This is a genomic window from Enterococcus sp. 9D6_DIV0238, assembly GCF_002174455.2.
GTDB classification, from domain to species: domain Bacteria; phylum Bacillota; class Bacilli; order Lactobacillales; family Enterococcaceae; genus Enterococcus_L; species Enterococcus_L dunnyi.
This window is the reverse complement of record NZ_CP147246.1, coordinates 1,581,692-1,605,640: the sequence shown is the minus strand read 5'-3', so window position 1 is coordinate 1,605,640 and position 23,949 is coordinate 1,581,692. Positions and strand designations below refer to the sequence as shown.

18 protein-coding genes and 1 pseudogene are annotated in these 23,949 nt (G+C 37.8%); 15 read left to right on the top strand and 4 right to left on the bottom strand.

The genetic code is table 11. From position 1 onward, the window contains the following. Window positions 1–29: 29 nt before the first annotated feature. Window positions 30–2,582: an HAD-IC family P-type ATPase gene (locus tag A5889_RS07545; protein ID WP_087640703.1), complete on the top strand. Its 2,553-nt coding sequence runs from the start codon at window positions 30–32 to the stop codon at window positions 2,580–2,582. Between the two features lie 8 nt (window positions 2,583–2,590). Here A5889_RS07545 and A5889_RS07540 read toward each other — a convergent pair whose 3' ends face one another. The 3 genes from A5889_RS07540 to A5889_RS07530 form a co-directional block, all read right to left on the bottom strand. Then, on the bottom strand, window positions 2,591–4,030 hold the full coding sequence (locus A5889_RS07540) for a helix-turn-helix domain-containing protein (RefSeq protein ID WP_176372857.1): 1,440 nt from the start codon (window positions 4,028–4,030) through the stop codon (window positions 2,591–2,593). Between the two features lie 76 nt (window positions 4,031–4,106). Beyond that, window positions 4,107–4,916: an alpha/beta hydrolase gene (locus tag A5889_RS07535; protein ID WP_087640705.1), complete on the bottom strand. Its 810-nt coding sequence runs from the start codon at window positions 4,914–4,916 to the stop codon at window positions 4,107–4,109. Then, a complete protein-coding gene (locus A5889_RS07530) occupies window positions 4,891–6,483 on the bottom strand; it encodes a PucR family transcriptional regulator (protein ID WP_087640706.1) in 1,593 nt (530 codons plus the stop codon). The genes A5889_RS07535 and A5889_RS07530 overlap by 26 nt, the downstream gene beginning before the upstream one ends. A 122-nt stretch (window positions 6,484–6,605) precedes the next feature. Here A5889_RS07530 and fdrA point away from each other — a divergent pair, with 122 nt between their 5' ends. The 13 genes and pseudogenes from fdrA (at window position 6,606) to A5889_RS07465 (ending at window position 21,109) form a co-directional block, all read left to right on the top strand. Continuing rightward, complete coding sequence (gene fdrA / locus A5889_RS07525; RefSeq protein WP_087640707.1) at window positions 6,606–9,614, top strand: DUF1116 domain-containing protein; 3,009 nt, start codon at window positions 6,606–6,608, stop codon at window positions 9,612–9,614. A gap of 16 nt (window positions 9,615–9,630) precedes the next feature. Further along, the gene (arcC, locus tag A5889_RS07520; protein WP_087640708.1) at window positions 9,631–10,563 is read left to right on the top strand and encodes a carbamate kinase; all 933 of its coding nucleotides are present in this window, start codon (window positions 9,631–9,633) and stop codon (window positions 10,561–10,563) included. Window positions 10,564–10,611: 48 nt separating this feature from the next. Next, on the top strand, window positions 10,612–11,949 hold the full coding sequence (locus A5889_RS07515; protein WP_422389715.1) for a citrate transporter: 1,338 nt from the start codon (window positions 10,612–10,614) through the stop codon (window positions 11,947–11,949). Between the two features lie 21 nt (window positions 11,950–11,970). After that, a complete protein-coding gene (locus A5889_RS07510; protein WP_176372821.1) occupies window positions 11,971–13,194 on the top strand; it encodes an amidohydrolase family protein in 1,224 nt (407 codons plus the stop codon). 279 nt (window positions 13,195–13,473) lie between these two features. Further along, entirely contained in the window at window positions 13,474–14,301 is an 828-nt protein-coding gene (locus A5889_RS07505) for a DUF2877 domain-containing protein (protein ID WP_087640710.1), read from the top strand. A 149-nt stretch (window positions 14,302–14,450) separates the two neighbouring features. After that, window positions 14,451–15,212: a tandem-type lipoprotein gene (locus tag A5889_RS07500; RefSeq protein WP_087640711.1), complete on the top strand. Its 762-nt coding sequence runs from the start codon at window positions 14,451–14,453 to the stop codon at window positions 15,210–15,212. Beyond that, a complete protein-coding gene (locus tag A5889_RS07495; protein WP_087640712.1) occupies window positions 15,205–15,486 on the top strand; it encodes a hypothetical protein in 282 nt (93 codons plus the stop codon). The genes A5889_RS07500 and A5889_RS07495 overlap by 8 nt, the downstream gene beginning before the upstream one ends. Before the next feature lie 135 nt (window positions 15,487–15,621). Then, window positions 15,622–16,383: a tandem-type lipoprotein gene (locus A5889_RS07490; RefSeq protein WP_087640713.1), complete on the top strand. Its 762-nt coding sequence runs from the start codon at window positions 15,622–15,624 to the stop codon at window positions 16,381–16,383. Beyond that, complete coding sequence (locus tag A5889_RS07485; RefSeq protein ID WP_087640714.1) at window positions 16,376–17,644, top strand: hypothetical protein; 1,269 nt, start codon at window positions 16,376–16,378, stop codon at window positions 17,642–17,644. Before A5889_RS07490 ends, A5889_RS07485 begins: the two co-directional genes overlap by 8 nt. A gap of 3 nt (window positions 17,645–17,647) precedes the next feature. Next, window positions 17,648–18,022, top strand: coding sequence for a hypothetical protein (locus A5889_RS07480; RefSeq protein WP_087640715.1), 375 nt, complete (start codon window positions 17,648–17,650; stop codon window positions 18,020–18,022). Continuing rightward, on the top strand, window positions 18,012–18,290 hold the full coding sequence (locus A5889_RS07475) for a hypothetical protein (protein WP_087640716.1): 279 nt from the start codon (window positions 18,012–18,014) through the stop codon (window positions 18,288–18,290). The genes A5889_RS07480 and A5889_RS07475 overlap by 11 nt, the downstream gene beginning before the upstream one ends. Window positions 18,291–18,425: 135 nt before the next feature. Then, window positions 18,426–18,518: pseudogene (locus A5889_RS07470) on the top strand (DUF2877 domain-containing protein); the annotation flags it as partial. Between the two features lie 209 nt (window positions 18,519–18,727). Further along, window positions 18,728–21,109, top strand: a complete 2,382-nt coding sequence (locus tag A5889_RS07465; RefSeq protein WP_176372822.1) for a BspA family leucine-rich repeat surface protein — start codon at window positions 18,728–18,730, stop codon at window positions 21,107–21,109. Window positions 21,110–21,423: 314 nt separating this feature from the next. On the opposite strand, the gene A5889_RS07460 is transcribed toward A5889_RS07465, so the two are convergent. Next, window positions 21,424–22,314 carry a MurR/RpiR family transcriptional regulator gene (locus A5889_RS07460; protein ID WP_087640718.1) on the bottom strand — a complete coding sequence of 297 codons (891 nt, stop codon included), beginning with the start codon at window positions 22,312–22,314 and terminating at the stop codon, window positions 21,424–21,426. Window positions 22,315–22,936: 622 nt separating this feature from the next. Here A5889_RS07460 and A5889_RS07455 point away from each other — a divergent pair. After that, window positions 22,937–23,935 (top strand): D-isomer specific 2-hydroxyacid dehydrogenase family protein, encoded by a 999-nt coding sequence (locus A5889_RS07455; RefSeq protein ID WP_087640719.1) that lies wholly within the window; start codon window positions 22,937–22,939, stop codon window positions 23,933–23,935. Window positions 23,936–23,949 lie beyond the last annotated feature (14 nt).

The following is a 23,949-nucleotide window of genomic DNA, read 5'->3' as shown; positions in this document are numbered from 1 at the left end:
AGTATCAAGAAAAGCAGGAGGAGTAATTTATGAACTGGTACAAACAAACAACACAGCAGATAATGACACAAACAGAAACGACTCGCAATGGCCTTTCACAACTAGAAAGAAAGAGACGTCTGTCAACGGATGGTTATAATAAAATAGAAGAAACACAAACAGTAAAACCATGGCAAAAATTTTTAAAACATTATACAGATCTATTGATGCTTGTGTTGACAGCCGCCGCTATCTTGAAATTTATGACGGGTGATTTTGTTGAAGGGATGATCATTTTCCTCGTCGTATTGATCAATGGCTTTGTCAGCTACTGGCAAGAGCGTAAAGCAGAAGAATCACTGGATGGACTGAAGCAAATGATGGGACAAGACGCCGTCATCCTTTCAGAAGGAACAAAAACTCAGATTTCAGCAGAAGAACTAGTCCAAGGAGATATTGTTGCTTTAAAAGCAGGAGATGTCGTACCGGCAGATATAAGACTATTTGAAGTGCATGATCTTTTGATCGAAGAATCGATTTTGACAGGTGAATCAGAAGCAGCAGAGAAGAATACAGAAGTTTTAGCAAAAGAAGCACCAGCAGGAGATCAAAAAAATATGGCTTTTTCCGGAACGTTGGTTCAATCCGGTTCAGCCTTAGGAATCGTTGTCGCAACTGGCGATGCAACTGAAATTGGTAAAATCAACCATGCGCTGCAATCAGTCAAGCAGCAAACAACACCCTTAGTGAAAAAAATGCACCAGCTAAACAAGCAGATTTTTAAAGGAATCATGCTCCTGATCGTTTTCCTTCTATTCTTCACGACCTTCCGTCATGGAATGGAGTGGAATCTGATATTTTCAGCAATGATCGCTTTGATCGTTGCGATGATTCCAGAAGGATTGCCAGCAGTTTTGACAATGATCTTATCAATGGGCGTAAAAGAAATGGCTGATGAAAATGCTATTATCAAAAATATGCCCTCTGTTGAAACATTAGGTGCGATGACTGTCATCTGTTCTGATAAAACAGGAACGTTGACAGAAAATAAAATGACCGTTGTAGACTTAGCAACAGATGAGCCGCAAATGATCGAAGAAATCATGAACAACTGTCAGGAATTAAAATTAAAAGATCATCAGTCTGCAAGCGAGCTGCAGGGGAATCCAACTGAATTAGCGCTGCTTCATTACGTGGAAGATGCTGATTTAAAACTAAAACCAGTTATTGGGAAAATTCCATTTAGTTCCAGCTATAAATATATGGCAACTTTACATCCGGAAGCACAAGGAGCGGTTATCTTTGTAAAGGGAGCTCCGGAAGTCCTGATGGAAAAATCAAATTTATCTGAAACACAACAAATCAGCTGGCAAAGACAAGCTTCCGCACTGGGCAAAAAAGGTCAAAGAGTGCTTGGGTTTGCTTATAAGCAAGTAGCGTCACAACAGGAACTGACACATGAGATGCTGTCAGAGTTGACGTTTGCAGGCTTAGCCGGCATCATCGATCCACCGAAAAAGAGCGCGATTCAAGCAGTCAAAGAATCACAAGAAGCAGGGATCGCGGTAAAAATGATCACAGGAGATCATAAAGAAACAGCTAAAGCGATCGGCGAGCAAATTGGCTTGAAGCACACTGCAAAGGTATTAGAAGGTGTGGATATCGACCAGTTGACAGAGGAAGAGCTAGCATTTCAAGTACAACAAGTCGATGTCTTTGCCAGAACAACACCAGAGCACAAATTAAGAATCGTAACAGCTTTACAAAATAATGGAGAAATTGTCGGGATGACAGGAGATGGTGTCAACGATGCTCCTGCATTGAAAAAAGCGGATATCGGTATTGCCATGGGAATCAAAGGCAGTGAAGTGAGTAAGCAAGCGGCAGATATGGTTTTAGCAGATGATAATTTCCATACGATCGCTAAGGCGGTAAAAGAAGGTAGACGGATTTTTGATAATCTAAAGAAAACGATCAATTTCTTTTTACCTACAGCGTTGGCGCAAGGCTTGATCGTTGTATGGGCACTTATGGCGAATCAGCCATTGCCATTGACTCCTGTTCAAATTTTATGGGTCAACATGGTAACGACGATCACTTTGTCTTATGCTCTAGGCTTTGAAAAAGCAAGTGCAGATACAATGAAAAGACCGCCAAGAGAGACGAACGAAGGGATTTTATCCGGCTATAGTATGTTTAGAATCGTCTATGTTTCATTGCTCATCATGATCCCTGCGTACTTGTTAGCAATGAGCTTTGATGGACAAGCGTTACAGCAAACAATGCTTTTACAAAACATTGTTTTAGCACAAGCAGCATATATGATCAATTGTAGAGAGTTGGTAAATCCATCGTTAAACAAAGGGTTGCTACAAAATAGAGCGTTATTTGTATCATTAGGGATTTTACTTTTGCTACAAACAGCAGTCGTCTTTTTACCTATCGCACAACAATTGATCGGAACAGTTGGACTTAGTATGGCGCAACAAATCGTTATTTTAGGAAATGTGTTCTTGTTGTTCTTAGCAGTAGAGGTTGAAAAAAGAATCACTAGACATTTGAGAAGTAAAAAAGAAAAAGCAACCAGCGACATTTGCCGCTAGTCACTACTTTAAAGGTACGGATCTAAAGTGAGCTCCTTCAATTGATGGAGCTCATTTTTTGTTGGGATCGAAGAGATATAGAAAACAGGATGAGCGACCTGTTCCAACGGGAAATTAGAAACAAGAAGATCCGTCTCATTTAATTGGATTTGCGCTAACTCAGTCCATTCAATTGCCTTTAATATTACGCGGTTACCAAGATAATCGGCCAATTCCTGCTGCAAAAAAGCTTTCCAGGCTGGCTCGCCTTGGTAAATAAAATAAATAGTCAGCATATGAGGCTGCAAAGAAAAAATCGCTTGCTGCTCCAGTAAACTTGCTAAATTGAAAAAATAATCTGGATAATGGATCGCCGCCTCTGAACCTAGAATAGCTAACAATTGTTGATTTCTCGTATTAAAATCCAGCCATTGATTCTGTCTACTCATAATCAATTCTTGATATTCCAGTTGAAACATTTCAGATAAAACAGGAGATTCAATATATTTGATCAGTAACAAAACTAAATTAGATGCTAATGGTGTGGCAGTTAATCTTGGCAGCTCGATTTCTTCAGCTAAATGGGCAACAAATGATTGTACAGCTGTTTCGAGTGAACCATACTGTTGATTAAAAACATTCTTTAATTGCGTACCGTAGTGATTATCATAGTTCCAGCTTTCTAAAAAGCAGAAAAAGGCAAAGAATATTTCTTCTCCTTGTAAATAAATCCCTTCTTTAGCATACAAATACTCTAAGTGGGGAGCATACAAAGCGAACAGTGCATCTGATTGCTCAAATGGAAATGTTTCGATACGGCAATTCGCTTTGATACGAATCGTATTGATAAAAAACCAACAGGCACCAAAAATTTGTTCAGTATCGACAGAAATCGACGAGCGGTTGATTTTTTTTAGAAACAGGAAATAATGCTCTTCATGAATCGCATAATCTGTGAAAAAATAATTATTGTGGGTAAAAGGAACGAGCAGCCGATGATAAAAAATCCGTATGGCACTTTCTTCACCCAATAACTGGGCGCTGGAAGCAGTCAATTTGATTTCGATATGATAGGATTTTAGCTGCTTGTTGATTTTTTTTGTATGGCGTTTCAAGGTTTCCAACGAAACACCACTATTTTGCAGAAACACAGGAGTCACCAATTCTTTAGTGAAAAATAGTTCTTTGACTAGTTGGACACTGACAGACTGGTCTAAAAATAGTTCCCATATATCATTCGTCAGTGCATTGCTGGCGTTCACCAAACGAATACCAGAGCTGTCCGTTTCGATCGACCAACCCAATGGAAGCTGCTCACGGATCAATTGTAAATCTGAAAAAATCGTTCGTTCTGTTGTGCCTATAGTAGCTGACAGATTTTTTGCGGTAATGGTTTGCTGATTCAACAACTGCTCCAATAATAGGATCTGCCGTTGAATATCTTTTTCTGTAATGATTTTTTTTAGCATTGAATACATAGTGAGACCCTCCAGAATTCAAGTATCTTTGATCCGAGGTGACATCAAATCAACGACCAATACGTTATTATAATACGGAAGTTAACCAGTTGTCTAAATGTTTAAGTACCTTTTGTACCTGACTGTCCTGTGAAAGCTTAAGAAAATCATGCTCCAGATAGTAAACAGGTTCAAATCTGCTATTAGGAATCGTTTTTCCAAGTAGCTTGCTATAGCGAAACGGGATTTCTTCATCCGAACTACTGGCGCTGCTGAAACAAGGAGGAAATGTCTGCAACGTTTCTTTTGTGATGGCGAACTCATGGATAGTTTCCTCATTTATGCCATAAAATTTACTGATCATTTGCTTTTGAACAGCATAGTGATAAAGAAGATATCTATTCAAAAAAGGATCATCCCAGACATTCTCCTTTTGATCCACTTGTTGGATTTCTTTTTCAGAAATGGTTTGCTCGATTAAATGACGTGGTGTATCAATAAATGATAGGTCTGTATATCCGTAAAAATTGACCAAAAAATCAGGTCTAGGTAATAGTCCCCGCTTAACTAATTGCAACATCAAAAAACTGCCTGCCGAACGTCCGCAAAAACCAAAGGGACGAGACTGGATCACTTCGTCTTTCAATAGTCCAATGGTTTCTTCAAGTGCAGTCAAGATATTTGGTAAGCTTGTATTTGGTGCAAGTAAATAATCAACGGCGATCACTTGAAAGCCGTTTTTTAAAAAGACTTGTTTTAACTCTTCTGTTAGATCAGCTTTCGTACCGTAGATGAGGCCACCGCCGTGAAAGTAAATGATCGCTTTTTTTGGTTCGATGCTTTCTGGCAGATAAATATCTACAGCTGCGCCATTAGCTAATTGGCGTGTTTTTTTCATGGGCTTTTCTCCTCATTTTGATAATATATGTGCCGATCTCATAATTCAATAGCTGCAAGGGATTAGAAAAATCGATCGCCAGCAGTTGCTCGGCTTTATTTAACCGGTAACGGATCGTTTTCGAATGTAAAAACATCGCTTCGGCTGTTTGTTTGTAGTTACGTTCATTTCTTAGAAATTGGTAAAAGGTCTCAAAAAGATCGTAATTGCTATTCGCTAGCTGCTGCAAGGATTCAGGAACAAACGTATCCATTTCATTTAGCTGTTCATTTTGGATAAAGTAACGGAAAATGCCGATATCCGCTAAACTAACGATCGCATCACTGTAAAATTCTTCGTTGAACCGTAAAATATCTAAGCATTCCATCAAGATTTCTTTGATTTCATGTTTGGGTTTTACATTACTGATCGCCAAAGAAAGATCAGGATTTGATTCTAGTGTTTTCGCTAAAAGATGTTCGACCTGTTCCTTAGTGATGCTGCCGTTTGCTCCATCAAAATTAAAAAGAACGACGGAATAACTATGCTGATCGAAAAAAATAGAGCGGACTTTCAGTGAGCGTAATAAGGAAAGGACTTTTTCTTTGATCAGCTGGATCGTTGTTGAGCGAGTTGAAAAAGCAACAGCCTGATAGGAGGGAAATAAACTCATATTGGCTTCCAACAGTAAGCTCTCCAATTCATCTGGGTTAGCAGGTGTATTTTGTAGAATCGCATCCGCTAAATTATTTAAACGAGTATACCGTTCTTTTTTCAATAAACGTTCTGTATTGAATTTTTCCTGCAGCACATCGATCGTATTTTCGATAATTACAAGGTCAGTTTCTTTGATCTCAGGTTCATTTAAATAAACCAATAATAAACAATTGGATGAATAGCTGTTAAAAATACTGACTTCAAGTGCTTGCTGTGTTTTGACACTTGATTGCGAATAAAGCTGTAAAAGAGAGTAATCATTTTTAGTGAACTCACCATTTGTGACAGCTTCACGCGATAAGACGATCCCGTCTTTTGCTTGTTCCCCAAAGTTGATTTCGATATGCTTATCGATCAATTTCAAGCTGCAGGGACTACCGATGATCTGATAAAATTCCTGCATGATCGCTTCAAGTGAGGGAAAGCTTTTTTCCAGCTTCGTGAACCGCTGCCGTACTTCGTAATACGTGCGCAAAATATGCGTCTGATGATTAAGTAAAGGTTCATAAATGGTCAATAAGATTTTTTCATAACTAACTTCCTGAGAAATTTTGATCAATGGGATTTGATATTTGAAACATAAATCAATAAACCAAACAGGGATCATTGTAATGAAACGATCCATTTTGACGACTAAACCACTCACACCTATGACTTGCATCTTTGAAAAAAATTCTTCTAATAATTCATTTGATTGTCCGTTGAATGCGTAAAAAGAAGTTAGGATCAGCTGATTTTTCTTACTCCACTGCTCGATATCGATAGCTTCAAGAACCATCGCTGACTCCACTTCATTTTCCAGACCGATCTCTTTCGTTAAAATTTTACTCGTTTTTAAGTCTCCGATCGACAAAAGTTCCTTCAATTTCATTAAAATCACCTTTTTCCCCTATATGGATAAAAATTATATCATTTTTTTAGAATATTGTCCGATGAAAACACATTCATTTTTGGATTACAATAAAAATGTATTAATGAGATAGGAGGATACATATGTTAAACACAGTGATTTTAAAGAATAATTACCAAGATTCCATTAACTTGATGTTGTTGACCAACCAAATTAATGCGCTTTCTGCTGTCAAAATGAGTCAACTGATGATGGGGACAGATGCCAATAAAGACATTTTACTAAACACAGCACTTCTGACAGATGAAGCAAAGGCTGCTTCACCAAATGATCTGATGATCGTTGTCGATAGTGATGAACCGACGATCATAGATCAAGTATTGCCTGAGGTCGATAAATTTTTAAGTGATCTATCCTCAAAGGGTGCAGATGAAAAAGACCATGCGTCAACCTCATGGAAAGAAGCACTGGAAGAATTACCGGATGCTAATATGGCATTATTCAGTATTCCAGGAGAATATGGTGCCGCTGAGATGGAAACCGCTTTAAAGAATGGACTGCATGTCTTTTCATTTACGGACAACATCCCAGTTGAAGATGAAGTGAAATTAAAAAAATTAGCACATGAAAAAGGCCTGTTGATGATGGGACCAGATTGTGGCACTGGAATCATTTCAAGTATTCCGATCGCGTTCACAAATGTTATCACGCCAGGAAATATTGGTGTAGTTGGCGCTTCCGGAACAGGAATCCAAGAAGTAACAACGATCATCGATCGTTTAGGCGGCGGTGTTGTACATGCTATCGGTACTGGCGGACGTGATCTGAGCGATAAAGTCGGGGCAGTGACAATGAAAGATGCTATTGTTGCATTAGAAAACCACGAACCAACAGATGTGATCTGTGTTATCTCTAAACCACCTGCAAAAGAAGTACGTGACGAAGTTGTTCAACTATTACAAAGCATATCAAAACCAGTTGTAGCGATCTTCTTAGGTGAAAAACCAACAGCTCATGAAGGCAAAGTTTATTTAGCTCATACATTAGAAGAAACAGCCCAAATCGCTGTTGATCTAGCTAATGATACAGCGATCAAAGCCAATTACTTTGAAGAAATCGAAATGCCGAAAGTTCGTGCATTAAGTGAAGAAAAAGTCATCACTGGTTTGTATTCTGGCGGTACCTTAGCGGCTGAAGCTGGTATGTTGATCTCAGAAGCATTAGGTTTAGACGGCTTAGTGAAAAAAGAAGGTTATGTCTTAAAATCACACGGCTACGATGTGATCGACCTAGGCGATGATATTTATACACAAGGCAAACCACATCCAATGATCGACCCAGAAGTCCGCATCAAAAAAATCCGTGAGTATGCAGAAGACCAAAAAACTGGCGTGATCTTACTTGATTTCGTTCTTGGCTATGGCGCTCACGAAGATATGGTCGGCGCTTTACTTCCTGTCATCAAAGAAGAGCAAGCAAAAGCTGCTGCAAATGGACGTGAATTGTATTTTGTTGCAACTGTTGTAGGCACAAACAATGATCCTCAAAACTATGCACAAGCAGTGAATCAACTAAAAGAAAACAACGTGTTAGTTGCACCAAGTAACGCTAAAGCTGTTCGTCTTGCTTTAGGCTTAAAAGGCATCTCATTGTCAGAAGCAGAAAAAGCAGTTGTTTCTTATCAAGGTGAAACGATCACTGTTCCAGCTGTAAGTGAAAAAGTCATGGAACTATTGAATACAAAACCTAGAATCATCAATGTCGGCTTACAAAGTTTCAATGAATCGATTCAAAAATTCGACGGTAAATCTGAACAATTCAACTGGAAACCAAGAGCTAACGGCAATAAGAAAATGATCAAAATTTTAAATGCTTTAGAAGATCATGCAGAAGAAATCGATCGTGAAAACCAAAAAGTGATCGAAAAAATCAAAAATGCTCAACCATTCCTGACAGATGTTGTTTTAGCGAAAACAGTGATTCCAGAACTGAATGAATCACAAAAAACGATCTTACATGCTGGACCTCCGATCGAGTGGCAAGCAATGACGGGTCCTATGAAAGGTGCTGTGGTCGGTGCAGCAATTTTTGAAGGCTGGGCAGCGAATGAAGCCGAAGTTAGTCAAATGATCAAAAACAATGAGATCCGCTTTATCCCTTGTCATCATGTGAACGCCGTAGGACCAATGGGCGGGATCACATCAGCAAATATGCCGGTCTTTGTCGTGGAAAACCGCTTAGATGGCACACGCGGCTACTGTACAATGAATGAAGGTATCGGAAAAGTCTTGCGTTTTGGCGCCTTCTCAGAAGAAGTGATCACACGATTGAACTGGCTGCGTGATGTCTTAGGACCAACACTTTCAAAAGCGTTGAATAAAAGTGAAGATGGCATCAACCTAAGCGTATTGATCGCTCGTTCGATCACGATGGGAGATGAATTCCATCAACGGAACTTTGCAGCATCATTGAATTTCTTACGTGAAATCGCTCCTTATATCATCTTGGTCGATATGGATGTTCAAGACCGCTTTGATGTCATGAAATTCTTGGCAGATACAGATCAGTTCTTCTTGAATATCATGATGGCAGCAGGTAAAACGATCGTTGATACAGCAAGAAAAGAAGCTAAAGGTACGATCGTAACGACACTTGCTAGAAATGGTGTGGATTTTGGAGTTCGTATTGCTGAAACAAATGATGAATGGTTTACTGCACCGGTGAATTTACCAAAAGGTTTATATTTCACTGGATTTACAGAAGAAGACGGCAACCCTGATATGGGTGACAGTGCGATCACAGAAACAGTCGGAGTTGGTGGTATGGCAATGGTTGCAGCGCCTGGTGTTACTCGTTTCGTTGGTGCAGGAGGTTTCCAAGATGCGCTTGAGACATCAAATGAAATGGCAAAAATCAGCGATACACACAATCCAACCTGGACGATTCCAACCTGGGATTTCCAAGGAACTTGCTTAGGGATTGATATTCGTAAAGTCGTTGAAACAGGGATCACACCAGTGATCAATACAGGGATCGCACATAAAGATGCCGGTGTTGGCCAAATCGGTGCAGGAACTGTCCGCGCACCTCTCGCTTGTTTTGAAAAAGCATTAGAAGCGTATGCAAAAGAGTTAGGTATCACAGTCGACTGATAAGGAGGAAGAAAACGTGCTGAACGTGATTGCTTTAGGTGGAAACGCTATTTTAGATAAAATTCCGACAGATGAAGGACAACGTGAGGTTGTTAGAAACGTAGCGACTGAGATCGCTTCATTCATCAAACAAGGAGAACAAGTTGTCTTGTGTCACGGAAATGGACCGCAAGTGGGGAACTTGCTGATCCAGCAAAAAATGGGTGATTCTGAAAAAACACCGATGATGAAACTAGATACAAATGTTGCGATGACCGAAGGCAGTATTGGCTATTGGATCCAACAAGAGCTTCAAAATGAATTAAAGAAACAAGGGGTAGAAAAAAGTGTTGTCAGTGTTGTGACGCAAGTAGAAGTGGATAAAAACGACCCGTCATTTACGACACCAACAAAACCGATCGGGCCTTTTTATACAAAAGAGGAAGCAGATGAAAAAGTGAAGAAAGGAGAAGGCATTTACGCAGAAGATTCTGGGCGCGGCTACCGTAAGGTGATCGCGTCTCCAGAACCAAAACGAATCATCGAAAAAGAAGCAATCCAGTCATTGATCGCAGCAGATGTTATTACCGTTTGTGTCGGCGGCGGCGGTGTTCCCGTTGTTTCTGATGAAAAAGGAATGTTGGCTGGAGCAGAGGCCGTGATCGACAAAGATTTGTCTGCTCAAAAATTAGCTGAGGAAATTGGAGCAGAGCGTTTGATTGTTTTGACAGGTGTTGATAACATCTATGTGAACTTCAATCAACCAAATCAAAAGAAATTGGAAACACTGACGGTTTCAGAAGCACAGCAGTACATTTCAGAAGGCCAGTTTCCAGCTGGAAGCATGTTGCCGAAAGTAGAGTCAGCGATTGGCTTTGTCAAAGATCGAAAAGACAGAGAAGTCGTCATCACCTCTATCGAAAACCTTGGGAACATTCCAAAAGGCTACGGAACAAAAATCGTTTGTTAACTAAAAAGAACAAGAAGGAGTAGAACGATGAACATACGAAAGAAAATGATGTTTCTTTTATTCTCGATTTTTATTGGGGGATTATCGGGAATCAGTGCGTACGCGGCAGAAATGGATAAAGTCGTAGCACCAACAGGATTTAAAGCTATTTTAGTATTGATACCATTGATTTTAGTGCTAGTATTATTGTTCAAAAAAGTGGATATGATCATTGCCGGTTTAGTTGCCGGGATTTTAGCTATGATCATTGGCGGGATCAGTCTGGCAGACGCCAATACTCAATTGCTGGAGACGATTCCATCTATGTTGAGTATTACTGTACCGATCATCAACTCAGCTGTTGCGATGGCTGTATTTAAAGCCGGTAGTTATTCAGCAGCCTTGACCTTAGCAAAACGCGGAACAAAAGGAAAAGTAGAATATGTTTCAGCGTTTATCGTTATTCTATTAGCAGCAGCAACCTATATGTCAGGGATCGGCGGCGGAAGTGCAATGGTCATTGCGCCGTTAGCCTTTGCAGCAGTGGGTGTTGTACCTGAGCTGATTGCAGCGATGTCATTAGCTGCGGCAGTATCGTTTACAACTTCGCCAGCTTCTCTAGAATCAAGTATTGTGTCAAAATTAGGGGATGTCAGCGTGGCTTCTTATGTGTCACAAATGCGTCCATTCTGGTTATTATTTGTTGTTTTAGCGATCGTTTTAGCCTTTTGGGGTACGAAACATCGTAATATCGGCTTTAAAGAGTCAGAAGATGATGAGTATGAACAAAAAAGTAATGGTGAGTTGTTCAAAATCACCTTACCAGCTATTTTCTTATTATTCGCTGTAATTTTTGGTCCTGTTGTGAATGACTTGATCGGCTTTGCTTTCTTTACACCGCTTGTTTATATGGTGTTGACATTGGCCTTGGTTTACTTATGTACAAACTTTACGATGAATCAGTCTGTCGAAGCCATGGTCGATGGTTCAACGTATATTTTGACTCGTTTATTCCAAGTTGGGATTTTCTTAGCCTTCATCAATGTGATCGCTCAAACAGGAACCTTTGCTGTCATTGCAGGAGTTGCTCAAAATGCACCTGAGTTTATCGTAGTGCCAGTAGCGATCTTAACAGGTATCTTGATCGGAATTCCGGCAGGAGCTTATGTTGGTTCGGTATTGACATTAGTCTTACCAGTTGCTGTGTCATTAGGCTTCCCGCCATTAGCGCTAGGTTTTGTGACGGTAGGTGTCGGTTTAGGCAGTCAAATGAGTTTCGTAAACATTACGATGCAGGCATTGTCTTCTGGTTTCCAAATCCCGATTTTAGATGTGGTAAAAGGAAATGTGAAATGGTTGAGTCTTGCATCAGTTATTCTATTAGTTATTGGTTTTATTTTTGGATAAACAAAATAAGGAGTGGAAAAAATGGATTTATTGATCAAACAAGCACGTATTAAAGATGGCGAAGCGTTACAAGATGTAGCGATCGACAATGGAAAAATCGTTGAAATTGCCCCTGAAATTACTGGAGATGCCAAAGAAGTGATCGAAGCAGATGGTCGAGTGTTGATTCCTGGTTTAGTGGAAAGTCATATACATTTGGACAAAGCCTTGATCGCAGATAGAGAACCAAACAAATCTGGTACCTTACAGGAAGCCATTCAAGTAACGGCTAAATTGAAACCGACCTTTACCGAAGAAGACATTTACAGTCGTGCCAAACAAGCATTAGAAATGATCATCAGCCATGGGGCAACAGCAGTTAGAACCCATGCAGAATTTGATCCGGCACAAGGCTTTACAGGTTTTAATACGATCATGAAATTGAAAGAAGAATACAAAGACTTGATCGATATGCAAGTAGTCGCATTCCCGCAAGAAGGGATTTTCAAAGCACCAGGAACTGAAAAAATGATGTATGAAGCAATGGAAATGGGTGCAGACGTTGTTGGAGGAATCCCTTATAATGATGCACCAGCGAATGAACATATCGACTTGATTTTTGAGATCGCTAAGAAGTATGATAAAGATATCGATCTACACCAAGATTTTGCAGATGAAGCAGATAATACGTCAATCGAATATCTATGCGAAAAAACTATCAAAGAGGGCTACGAAGGTCGTGTATCAGTTGGACATTTGACTGCTCTTCATGCGATGGAGCCAGAACAATTAGCTAAAGTGATCGATCTAATGGTCAAAGCGCAAATCAACGTGATGCCATTACCTGCTACAGATCTGCACTTAGGTGCACGAAATGATCAATACAATGTTCGTCGTGCAGTCACACCGATTCGTAAATTACGTGATGCAGGTGTGAATGTAGCTTTAGCAACCAACAATATCCGCAACGGCTTTACACCATACGGCAATGGCGACTTGATCCAAATCGCTATGTTGGCTGTTCCAGTGGGACACCTTGGCGGAGCAGATGACTTGCCAACCGTTTTACCGATGATCACTGAAAACCCTGCAAAAGCATTAGGCTTGAAAGATTATGGTTTAGCAGTCGGCAAAAAAGCAGATTTAGTATTATTAGATACAAAAGCAGTAGCAACTGCCTTGATCGATTTCCCAGAACGTTCTTACGTGATCAAAAACGGTAAGGTGACAGTGAAAGTCGATAAGAAAGTCAATATTTTAAGATAATAGTTGAAAGAAAGAGGCTAGGAGTAAGACAAAACTAAAAATCAGTTTTGTTTCGCTCTCTAAACCCGAATCAACGGCGAGAAAAAAGTAGCTCCCTCGGAAATAAGCTGGAATTCACAAAAATTTGTAGAACAATTTTCGTGAATTCCTTCTTATTGCTGTAAAACACAACGAAGAATAAGTTGATGTTGCACAGTACCTACTCGGTTCTCGGAGCTAAACACTTTTGTCTCAGCTTCTAGGCTCACTCTTTCTTTTTTTTTAAAGAAGGTGAAGTAAATGCAAGAACAAACAAGTATCAGTACATATTTAGCTACATTGAATGTATTTGGAAAAATGGGCAAGATCCATAGTGTTTTTGACCGTTCATTCAATATAGCTGTAAATGATCGTTTGATCAATGTCACAGCGACGGAAAATTTTTTATCCAGCTTTGGCTTGAAATTATCGACGACTAATTTTGACCAGCTTCAACCGTATTGTCAACAAGGAAATCTAGTCAAATTGACGCGTGATTCGTTGACTGTATACAGCAAGTATGGGATTCAAACGATTCAGTTGGCACCATATAATCAAGTAGAGTTGAAAATTCAGCCGATTTCTTACCAGATCGAGGAACTTCAAAAGTTGCAGGAACTACTTGAAATAAGAAATCTAGAGGCAACTATTGGCTTGTCGATAGGCGTCAAAGAAGTAGGCTATTTTTCACGACTAGCGTCCAATCAAGTAGCAGATTGGGTGCAGATCGTCACCTATTTGATTGGACGAGGCAAAGGCTTGACGCCTAGTGGAGATGATATTTTATTAGGGTATTTATTTATGCTGAAAACTTATAAACACCCTGATGCTTCGATAGTTGCAGAGCAGATAAAGAGGCATATAAAAGCTACAACGAGCATTAGTGAAAACTATTTTTACGCATTGCTTGATAACTATGTGAGCTCAGTCGTGATGGATGTCTGGAGAGCATTAGATAGAAACGAATCAATGGAGCAATTGGCAGCAAAAATCGACCGACTGTTAGAAGTTGGTCATACTTCAGGGCATGATATGTGCTACGGTATTTTGTTGGGGGCAAAAGCAGTAATAAAAGAGCAAGTTCAGTAAGAGAAGGAATGTCTTCTCGTTTACTGGCTTGTTTTATTATTTGGCGAGACATAGTAGAAGATAGTCTAGCTATATTCTAAGTAAGCTGGTTGTATGGTAAACTAATATATAGAGTTGCTATTTTATCCTTTATGAAAGGAAAATAAAACGTGGGAAAAATATATTTGTTTATAGGAGGCCTCATTATTATGAGTGGATTAACTGGATGTGAGACCAAAGATAAAGCAGAAATCGAACGAAGTTTTGATAAAGTACTGGCAATGTATCCAACGCCTAATTTAGAAGATTTTTATGATATGGAAGGTTACCGAGATGGTGAGTTTGATGAGAATGATAAAGGAGTTTGGGTATTAAACTCAGATATGTCGCAAAGTGAATCAAAAGATGGGAATCTTAATACGGAAGGAATGCGAATTAGGATTAATAGAAATACACAAGAAATAAATGGATATTATTATGTTTCTATTACGCCGAATATTCTTGGGGAAAAGAGTAAAACCATAAAATATCCGATAGTCTATAGTGAAAAAGGTTTTCAATTAAAAGAAGAAACGGAAGATAAAAAGCTTAAAGAAAAAATAGAACAATTCCAATTTTTTGTTCAGTATGGAAACTTTAATAAGTTGACCACATATAAGAATATCAGAAAAATGTACAATCCAGAAGTTCCAATGTACGAGTTAGAGTATCAGTTAACAAATGAGGATAAGAATGTTAAAACATTAAGAGAAAGATATGATATACCAACGGATAAAGCTCCTATACTGTTCCTAAAGGGACTAGGAAATTTAAATGGAAGTGTAGTGGGATACAAGCAATTAGAGTTTAGATTTGATAAAGAGTTGAGTATCTATTTTTCTGATTTTATTGATTTCCAACCTTCATCAATGGAGGAGATAAGCGATGAGTAATTATGAAATTAAAGATAAAGGGATCAATAAGGACAGTGAGGCTACCAGTGCAGTGTCTACAATCTCTTATGAAATTGAAAATGCCTTGATAAATAAGACATCCGCCAGAGATATAAATAAACAATTAGAAACTTTACAAGGCAACAATAAATTCCCTTCCAATCTTCAATTCATTGACGCATTCTACGGTCCTAAAACCAGTTCAAGTGGCGCCGCCTTCTTAGATAACAACACTGGCAAAGTCATCGTTGGTTTTGCTGGAACAAAATGGTAGGGTTGAATGATGTCGAACAGTGAGGCAGTATTGCTCTCGTTTAAAGAAGCAAAAGTTGTATTCCAAGTGTTCTATTTGTATGTTAAACTAATAAATGAAATGTTTATTTTATCCTTTACGGAAGGAAATTCAATCATGAAAAAATTATATTTGTTTATAGGAGGACTCATTATTATGAGTGGAATAACTGGGTGCCAAACAAAAAATAAAGCAGAAATCGAACAAAGTTTTGATAAAGTACTGGCAATGTATCCAACACCTAATTTAGAAGATTTTTATGATATGGAAGGTTACCGAGATGGTGAGTTTGATGAGAATGATAAAGGAGTTTGGCTTTTACATTCTAGTATGTCTATCAGTACATCAGAAGATTCAGGGTTAGCCACTGAAGGTATGTTGTTGCGTATGAATAGAAATAACAGAAAAGCCAAAGGATACTATTATACAACAACATATTGGAATGATTTAAGCAAACCTAAAGGTGAAAAGAGATACCCTGTCATTTATGATAATGAAGGGTTTCGATTATTAGAAGATATAAGTGATACTAAGCTAAAAGAAAAGATTATGAATTTTCAATTTTTTGTTCAATACGGGAATTTCAAGAAGTTAGATTCATATGAAAATATCAGAAAAATGTATAATCCAGAAGTTCCAATGTATGAACTAGAATATCAGTTAACGAATGAGGATCAGAACGTTAAAGCATTAAGAGAACGATATGATATTCCAACAGAGGAAGCACCTATCTTGTTATTAAAAGGAAGAGGGGACTTGCAGGGTAGTTCTGTAGGCTATAAGGAATTAGAATTCACATTTGATAAAAAAATAGATGTTTTTTTTGATGATTCTATCGATTTTCAGCCTTTATCACAGGAGGATGTTATAAATGAGTAATTATGAAATTCAAGATAAAGGACTTGGTAAAAATAGTGAAGCAACAAGTGCTGTATCAACTATTTCTTATGAAGTGGAGAACGCATTAGTTCATGATGTTTCATCAAAAAAGATTAGTAAGCAAATTGAAAATTTACAAAAAAAGGATAAATTTCCGTCTAATTTAACCTATGTGGATTCATTCTACGATCCTAAAACCAGCTCAAGCGGAGCCGCTTTTTTAGATAACAACACTGGCAAAGTCATCGTTGGTTTTGCTGGAACAAACTGGGATAATGGCAAACTAGAAGGGTTAAAAGATGTCGGACAGTGGGGCAATATTGCGACTACAGCCAATAGTCCAACCTCGTCTTATTTTAATGCAAGCAATGATTTTATGAATGGTCTAAAGAGTAAAGGCTATGAAGTAGATACGGTGACAGGACATTCATTAGGAGGGCGAAATGGTGCAATCATAGGGATGTCACATGGTGTGCCGAATATTGTTCTATATAACGCTGCACCCCTAATGAATAGTCTACTGCGTATACCAACGCCCAATAATATAGCTAATGTCAATGAACTGAAAAACATGATAAAGCTCTACGACGGAAATTTAATTTATTTTGTCTCAGAAAAGGACCCCTTGAATTTGGCAGCAGGTATTGGGAATACTAGCCTTTACCCAGGAAAAATCTATGTCATGAAAAATGGCAAAGCACATGATGTGACTGGCTTTTTAACTAAAAAAGAACAAGAATTTATTCGTGAGCATACGCCAGATATCAATAAAGTTGCTCTTGCTGTAAAAAAAGTACACGATAATACCAGTAAAAAATTAAATGATCTCGTAAATTTACGCCTAAAATTACTGAAAAGCGGAGGTGGACTATCTGCTTCAGAGGAGATTTATTTGGATGCTTCAGAAGCCTTGATTCTAACGCAAGGGATGAATGAGACACTTCAAATTGAAATTAGTGATATCAAAAAAATGTACAAAGAAGCAGGAAATGATGCAGACGAGCTATGGACAGATACCCTAAAAACAGGTGATTCTGTGGGGACGACATTATCTCAAGGAGAAGTACTAGGTGCGCTAAATGCTGGTGGGTCGACAGAAACCTTTATACGAACTGAACCAAAACAGGAGTATGAACAAAAAGTATCAGAATTATCTTCCTTACAACAAGAGTACCAAGAATTTATCGGACAAATAAAGACAGCGATCAGTCAACAGCTAGAAACAGACCAAAAACTAGCCCAGCAAATAGGAGGTCGCTAATTCGTGGAAAAAACATACATACAGAAGTTAGAAACGTTGGAATCAGAGTACGAAACGACCCAACGAATGATAGAAGATGAAATAGAAGAAGCTTTTTATGAAAAGCAACAATTTGCTCGATCATTAGAAAGCGTATTAGAAAATTATCGTTATCATTATCAACAAGCAAATTTCAGTGAATCCATAAATATGAGTGCTGTCTACAATTTATTGGAGCAATGTAAAGAAGATGGGGACATGATCGTAAATCAAACCATAAAAGAACTGGAATATGAGCAGGAAGAAAATAAGTTGAATCATCGAAAAGAAAGCCGAAAAATTGAAGATGAACTCACCCTTTTAAAAGAAAAAGAGAGAGGAAATGACTATGAGCAATGAAAAATTGAAACTGGAGTTGGAAAGATTAAAAAAGCAAATGGAGAAAACGATGATCAGTGTATTTGTTGCACCACCCAGTGTTCAAACAGCAAACACAAGAAAAGAAATTGTTAAAAGTATGGGACAATCACGAATGGAACGCTTAAAAAGTAGTAGCACCAGCTATATGTCAAACTTCCAATCCTCTGCTAAAGGAGCTTGGGTGACGAAAGCCAAATCTACATTTGAAAATACTTCCCAAAAATTGAATAATATAACAATAGATTAAAGTAAAAAAATGACTACAGATAGATCAATGCACATATAAGAGATACAACAAGTAGTAGTGAGAACTATTTTTATGCATCTGTTGATGATATCTGGAAAGATCTGGAAAGATTTGGAATGAAATGAACGACCGAATCGATTGGAAGAAAAAATCGATCGGCTGTTAGAAATTGGTCATACTTCAGGGCATGATATGTGCTACGGTATTTTGTTGGGGCAAAAGCGGTAATAAAAGAGCAAGTTCAGTAAGAGAAGGAATGTCTTTTCGTTTACTGGCTTGTTTTTTATTTTCGATTAAGTAAGCGACAAATTGATCATAAATGTAGAACGATCGATAGTATATATATTATATTTATATAAAAATAATTTAAAGATATATTTTAAGACGATTTCTTTATGATATAATTAGATTATATTATGTTGGGAGTTGGTATGTTTATGAAAAAAATGAGTAAGTATTTTTGTCTTGTAGGTTTGTTGTTTGTTGCATGTACATTATTCATTCCAGGTAGTGCTTCTGCTAAAAATGAAAACGTTTCATATTTGCAAGTACCTGCTGAACTGAGTATGCAGGAGTCATCATTAGTGAAGCCAGATTCGTTTAGACTAGGGCTGGATGACTATGTGACGGGGATCATAGATAGTTCTATCAAGAAAGTGGTTCTATATGTCAATGATCAAATGATCAGAAATGGCGCGGTTTATTCAGATGGCACCTTTGATATTGAAGCTGGTGATGCGATCACTAAAATGAGTGACAAAGTAGAGGTTGTTGGATTAGATAGAAAAAACGTTGAACTTGACCGACAAATTGTTTCGATCGAGCAGTCGAAGATCAATTTTTACGTTGATTATTTTACGCTCTTTGATAAGGAAATAAAGGGTAGTGCAGATAGTCAGGTTGGGGTTGTCAGTCTTCTTGTGAACGATGAACTGATTCGCTCGGTTGCAGTAAATGCAGACGATACTTTTGAAATCCCTGTGGAAGTAGGCGAAATCATTGAAACAGAGGACATCGTTGAAGTTGTTGGTTCAAATAGTGGGAAAGAGTTGGTTCGAGTAACTGTACCCGTGAACCCATTATATCTGGAGGCTGAGATTACTGATTTTATTTTAGGTCAAGACAATAACATAGTTGGGTATGTGTCTGAAGATAGTTCTTATCCAAAAGCTAAACAAGTTCAATTGTATGTCAACAGAAAGCGTTATGGTAAGGCAGCGCTCACCAACGACGGGCAATTTTCTGTTAATACTGAAAGAAATATTACAAATCCAAATGATACAGTGGTGATTGCAGTATTGGATGAAGACGGTCAGGAACTTGGCCGATTCCCTGTTAAGATCTTAGGTTATTTTGGGGATGTTAAATGGTCGTGGGATGAGGAAGAGCAATCTGTTACTTTTGAGGGAGGTACATTCCCAGCGACGAATCAAGAATTTAATATTTCCAGAGAAATTGGTTCAAGTAATCGTATCACTGAAATCAAGAAACTTATCTTTACAGATGCTGTTGAAGCAGATAGAGAATCCTCTTATCTATTTTATGGGCTAGATCGTTTAGAGACGTTTGAAGGTCTAGATTATCTTGATGTGTCTAGTGTTGAAAATATGGCTTATATGTTTAGCTTTGTCAGTGTTCCAGAGTTAGATCTTAGCAATTGGGACACGCGAAATGTTCAATCGATGGAAAGAATGTTTAATTCTTCTCGTTCAATCACACATCTAGAACTGGGTGATTTTAATACTAGTAATGTGACAAACATGAGCGGAATGTTTTCAACACTTAACAAGATCACTGATTTAGATCTTTCATTCTTTGATACAAGTCAGGTGACAGATATGAATCATATGTTTCAGGATATGACCTCTTTGACAAATTTGAATTTGGCTGGATTTGATACAAGTCAGGTGACAAATATGAATGGAATGTTTGGAGGAATGATTCGTATTTCCAAACTGGAGGTCAATCATTTTGATACTAGTAAGGTCACAGATATGGCTTACATGTTTCATCGGACAGCTCCTTTAAAAGAGTTAAACTTAAGTAACTTTGATACAAGTCAAGTAACGCGAATGGATTATATGTTCGCTTGTAAAAATAGCAACCATCAGAATTTGGAAAGTCAGATGACGTCTCTTGATATCAGTAATTTTGATACGAGTAATGTTAAATCGATGAACTCGATGTTTGCCAAACTTCTGAAGTTGGAGCAATTGGACATCAGTCATTTTAATACCAGTAATGTCACAGACATGGCTTATATGTTCTACGAATTGGATAACTTGAAAGAACTGGATGTTAGTAAATTTGATACAAGTAATGTTACTGATATGACGGGGATGTTTTTGAGTCCTTTCCAAAATAGTATTACAAAAAAGAATGCGATAGAAACATTAAACATCTCAGGATTCAATACGAGTAATGTGACAAAAATGGGTGGAATCTTCTCTGGTTTGACCTCTTTGAAAGAACTGGATGTTCGTCATTTTGATACAAGCAAGGTGACTCTGATGAACAGCATGTTTTATAACTTGAAAGACTTGAAAACGATTGATTTAAGTAATTTTGATACTAGAAATGCTACCAATATGACTGGTATGTTCGAATACACCACTAATTTGGATACAATGGTTTTAGGCCCGAATACTATTTTTCAAAACACTGTAAAATTACCTGAGAAAACAACTTCTCCATATACTGGGAAATGGACGGGGCCAAGTATCAGCGGAACACATCCGGTTGAATACGATTCTTCCTTGTCTCTTGTAAACGAGTATGATGGGGCGCTGCCTGGCACATATATTAGAGAAGTACAGTAATTAAACCACTCCTTTGAACCTATTTGGATTCAAGGGAGTGTTTTGTTTGTATAGGCTACTAACAGACTTGAATAGAGCGATGCTGACCGTCATAATGAAGCGCTATAATAACAAAATATTCAAGAACAGGTTGCAACCTATAGAATCAAATCATTCAGCGAGGCTATATTCAAAATTTTAACTTAAAATAGATACTACTTCTTTAGATTGAAATTGAACAAAACTAACAAAGGAAAAGGAGTTTCAATAGATTGAGAAAACAGAAAGTTATTAGTAAAAACCTTCGATAGATAACACAAAAAAGAATAAAAAAATCACGGCGTAAAGTTATAAGGATTCGTCTTCGTCGTACTGATATTATCTCTGATTTTTTTGATCGATTCAATATTCTGATCATAATTATGATGCATAACATTGGTATATAAAATGTCCATCACTGTCAAATAGCTGATCCGCGAGGCGAGTGATTCTGTTCTAAATAAGGTTTCCTCTGTTAAAACAATGATTGCTTGATTTGCTAAAGTAACTAGCTCGGAACCGCTATTACCTGTTAAAACAATGATCTTTGCTGAGGTTTTTTTGATTTGTCGAGCGAGATTGACGGATTCTTTGGTTTGGCCGGAATGAGAAAAAATAAACACACAATCTTCACTGGTTAGCTTAGTAACGAAACTGAGCTGCATGTGGTAGTCAAAAATATAATTACAGCGGTATTTTGTTCGGATAAATTTGTGGAAGCTGTCAAAAGCGACGATCGATGAGCCTCCCAGACCAAAAAAATGTAAGGTTTTAGCGGAATAAATAATCGTCAATACACGGTCTAACAGTTCCTCTGTCAAAAAGTGAGTGGAATTGCTTAATGAGTAGATATTGGACTGAATAACTTTTTTTGCGATATCGATGCTGGAATCTTCAGGCAGGATATCATCTGCACCGGTATTGATATTTAAATTTTGAAAAGCAGGCTGATAATTCGAATTGCGTGCAATATCAATTTTAAAATCTTGAAAGCCATTGTAGCCGATTTTTTTTACGAATTGATAAATAGATGACTGTGAAACTTCAATATCATTTGCCATATCTTCTAATGTTTTCCTTGAAAGCATTTCGTCAGAATGGACAAAATAGTGAGCAATTTTCTGTTCCGTTTCACTTAGATTACCTTTTTTTAACCGTATTCTCTGATCTAGATAATGATTTTTCATAATAACCTCCATCTATAGTTCGATCTAATGATATATAATAATCAAGTTTGAGCAAAAGAAATGACCAATTAAGCGCTTTCTGTTTATTTTAGCTCATTTCGACGAAAAAAGTGTGACTAATTCTTAGACATCATTATAGAGAATAAAAATGTAAAAAACAATTTTTATTTTTTTAGAAAATTATTATAGAAAAACACGATGTTATCTGGATTCTTCGGTGCTTCTTTTCTGATAATGAAGAAGAGAAATTTCCAATATTTATTTTAGTTCAGAGAGTCAAATGTGATATCTAATGTGCTTTGAATGGAGAGAAAAATCATTCATTAACTAGAATGAAGATTCATTTTCATAAGGTTTACACAAATGAATGAATACGCTTTCAAACCCGTTTAGATGAAAGGTTTTATCATTAAAATAAAAAATATTTTTTATTTGTTGCAAACCTTTACATAATTTTTTTTAAGAAGTACTATTTAGGTGTTCAGTACGGAAAATAAAAACGTTTAACTGAATACGCTTTGTTTCAAAAACTATCGATAGTAAAAAGCGTGCTTATTTATCCAAAAGAAAGCAGTTGATACAGTACAGTGAATACTGTAGAAGCTGTAAAAGGAGTGAGAGCATGTCAAAGTTTACGGTTGCAATTGTTAATTCCAGTAGTTTTGGAAAAGTTTTTCCAGATCATATCAAGCGTTTAGAAGCAATTGGCAAGGTTGAATATGTAACAGTCGATTCTGAAATTTCTGGTCGTGAATTAGCAAAGGTTCTTCAAGGATTCAATGTTATTATTGCTAGTGTTACCCCATTTTTTACAGAGGAATTTTTTGAACATAAAGATGAGCTATTATTGATTTCCAGACATGGCATCGGCTATAACAACATAGATATTGCTGCGGCAGAAAAGCATCATACGATTGTTTCGATCATTCCTGCATTAGTCGAACGTGATGCAGTAGCCGAAAATAATGTGACGAATTTGATGACGATTTTACGACGAACGGTGGAAGCGGATCTAAGCGTTAGGGAAGATCTATGGGAGAATCGGGCACGATTTGTCGGACGGACATTGTTTAACAAAACGGTCGGTGTGATCGGAGTGGGGAATACGGGCAGTGCAGTGGTTGAAATCGTCAGGAATGGTTTTCGTTGTGAAGTGCTAGCATATGATCCATACAAATCAGAGCGACATGTTCAAAGCTATGGCGCTAAAAAAGTTGAACTTGAAGAGCTTTTGACATCTGCAGATATCATTTGTTTATGCGCGAACCTCACGGAGGATAATTATCATATGATTTCATATAAAGAAATCGAAAAAATGAAAGACAATGTATATATATCAAATAGCGCAAGAGGAGCTTTAGTTGATGAAGACGCGATTGTAAACGGTTTAAAAAGTGGGAAGATCGCCGGCTTTGCCACCGATGTTTTAGAAGAAGAACCAGGGCGTAAAGATCATCCCTATTTAATGTTGGAAAATGTTGTCATGACGCCGCATACCTCTGCGTATACGATGGAATGTCTTGAAGCGATGGGCGAAAAATGTGTACGGGATGTTGAAGATGTTGCAGCAGGCAGATTACCGGAACGAACTGTTCAAGCACACAGCCATGTGACTGTTTAATGAATAGGAGTGAA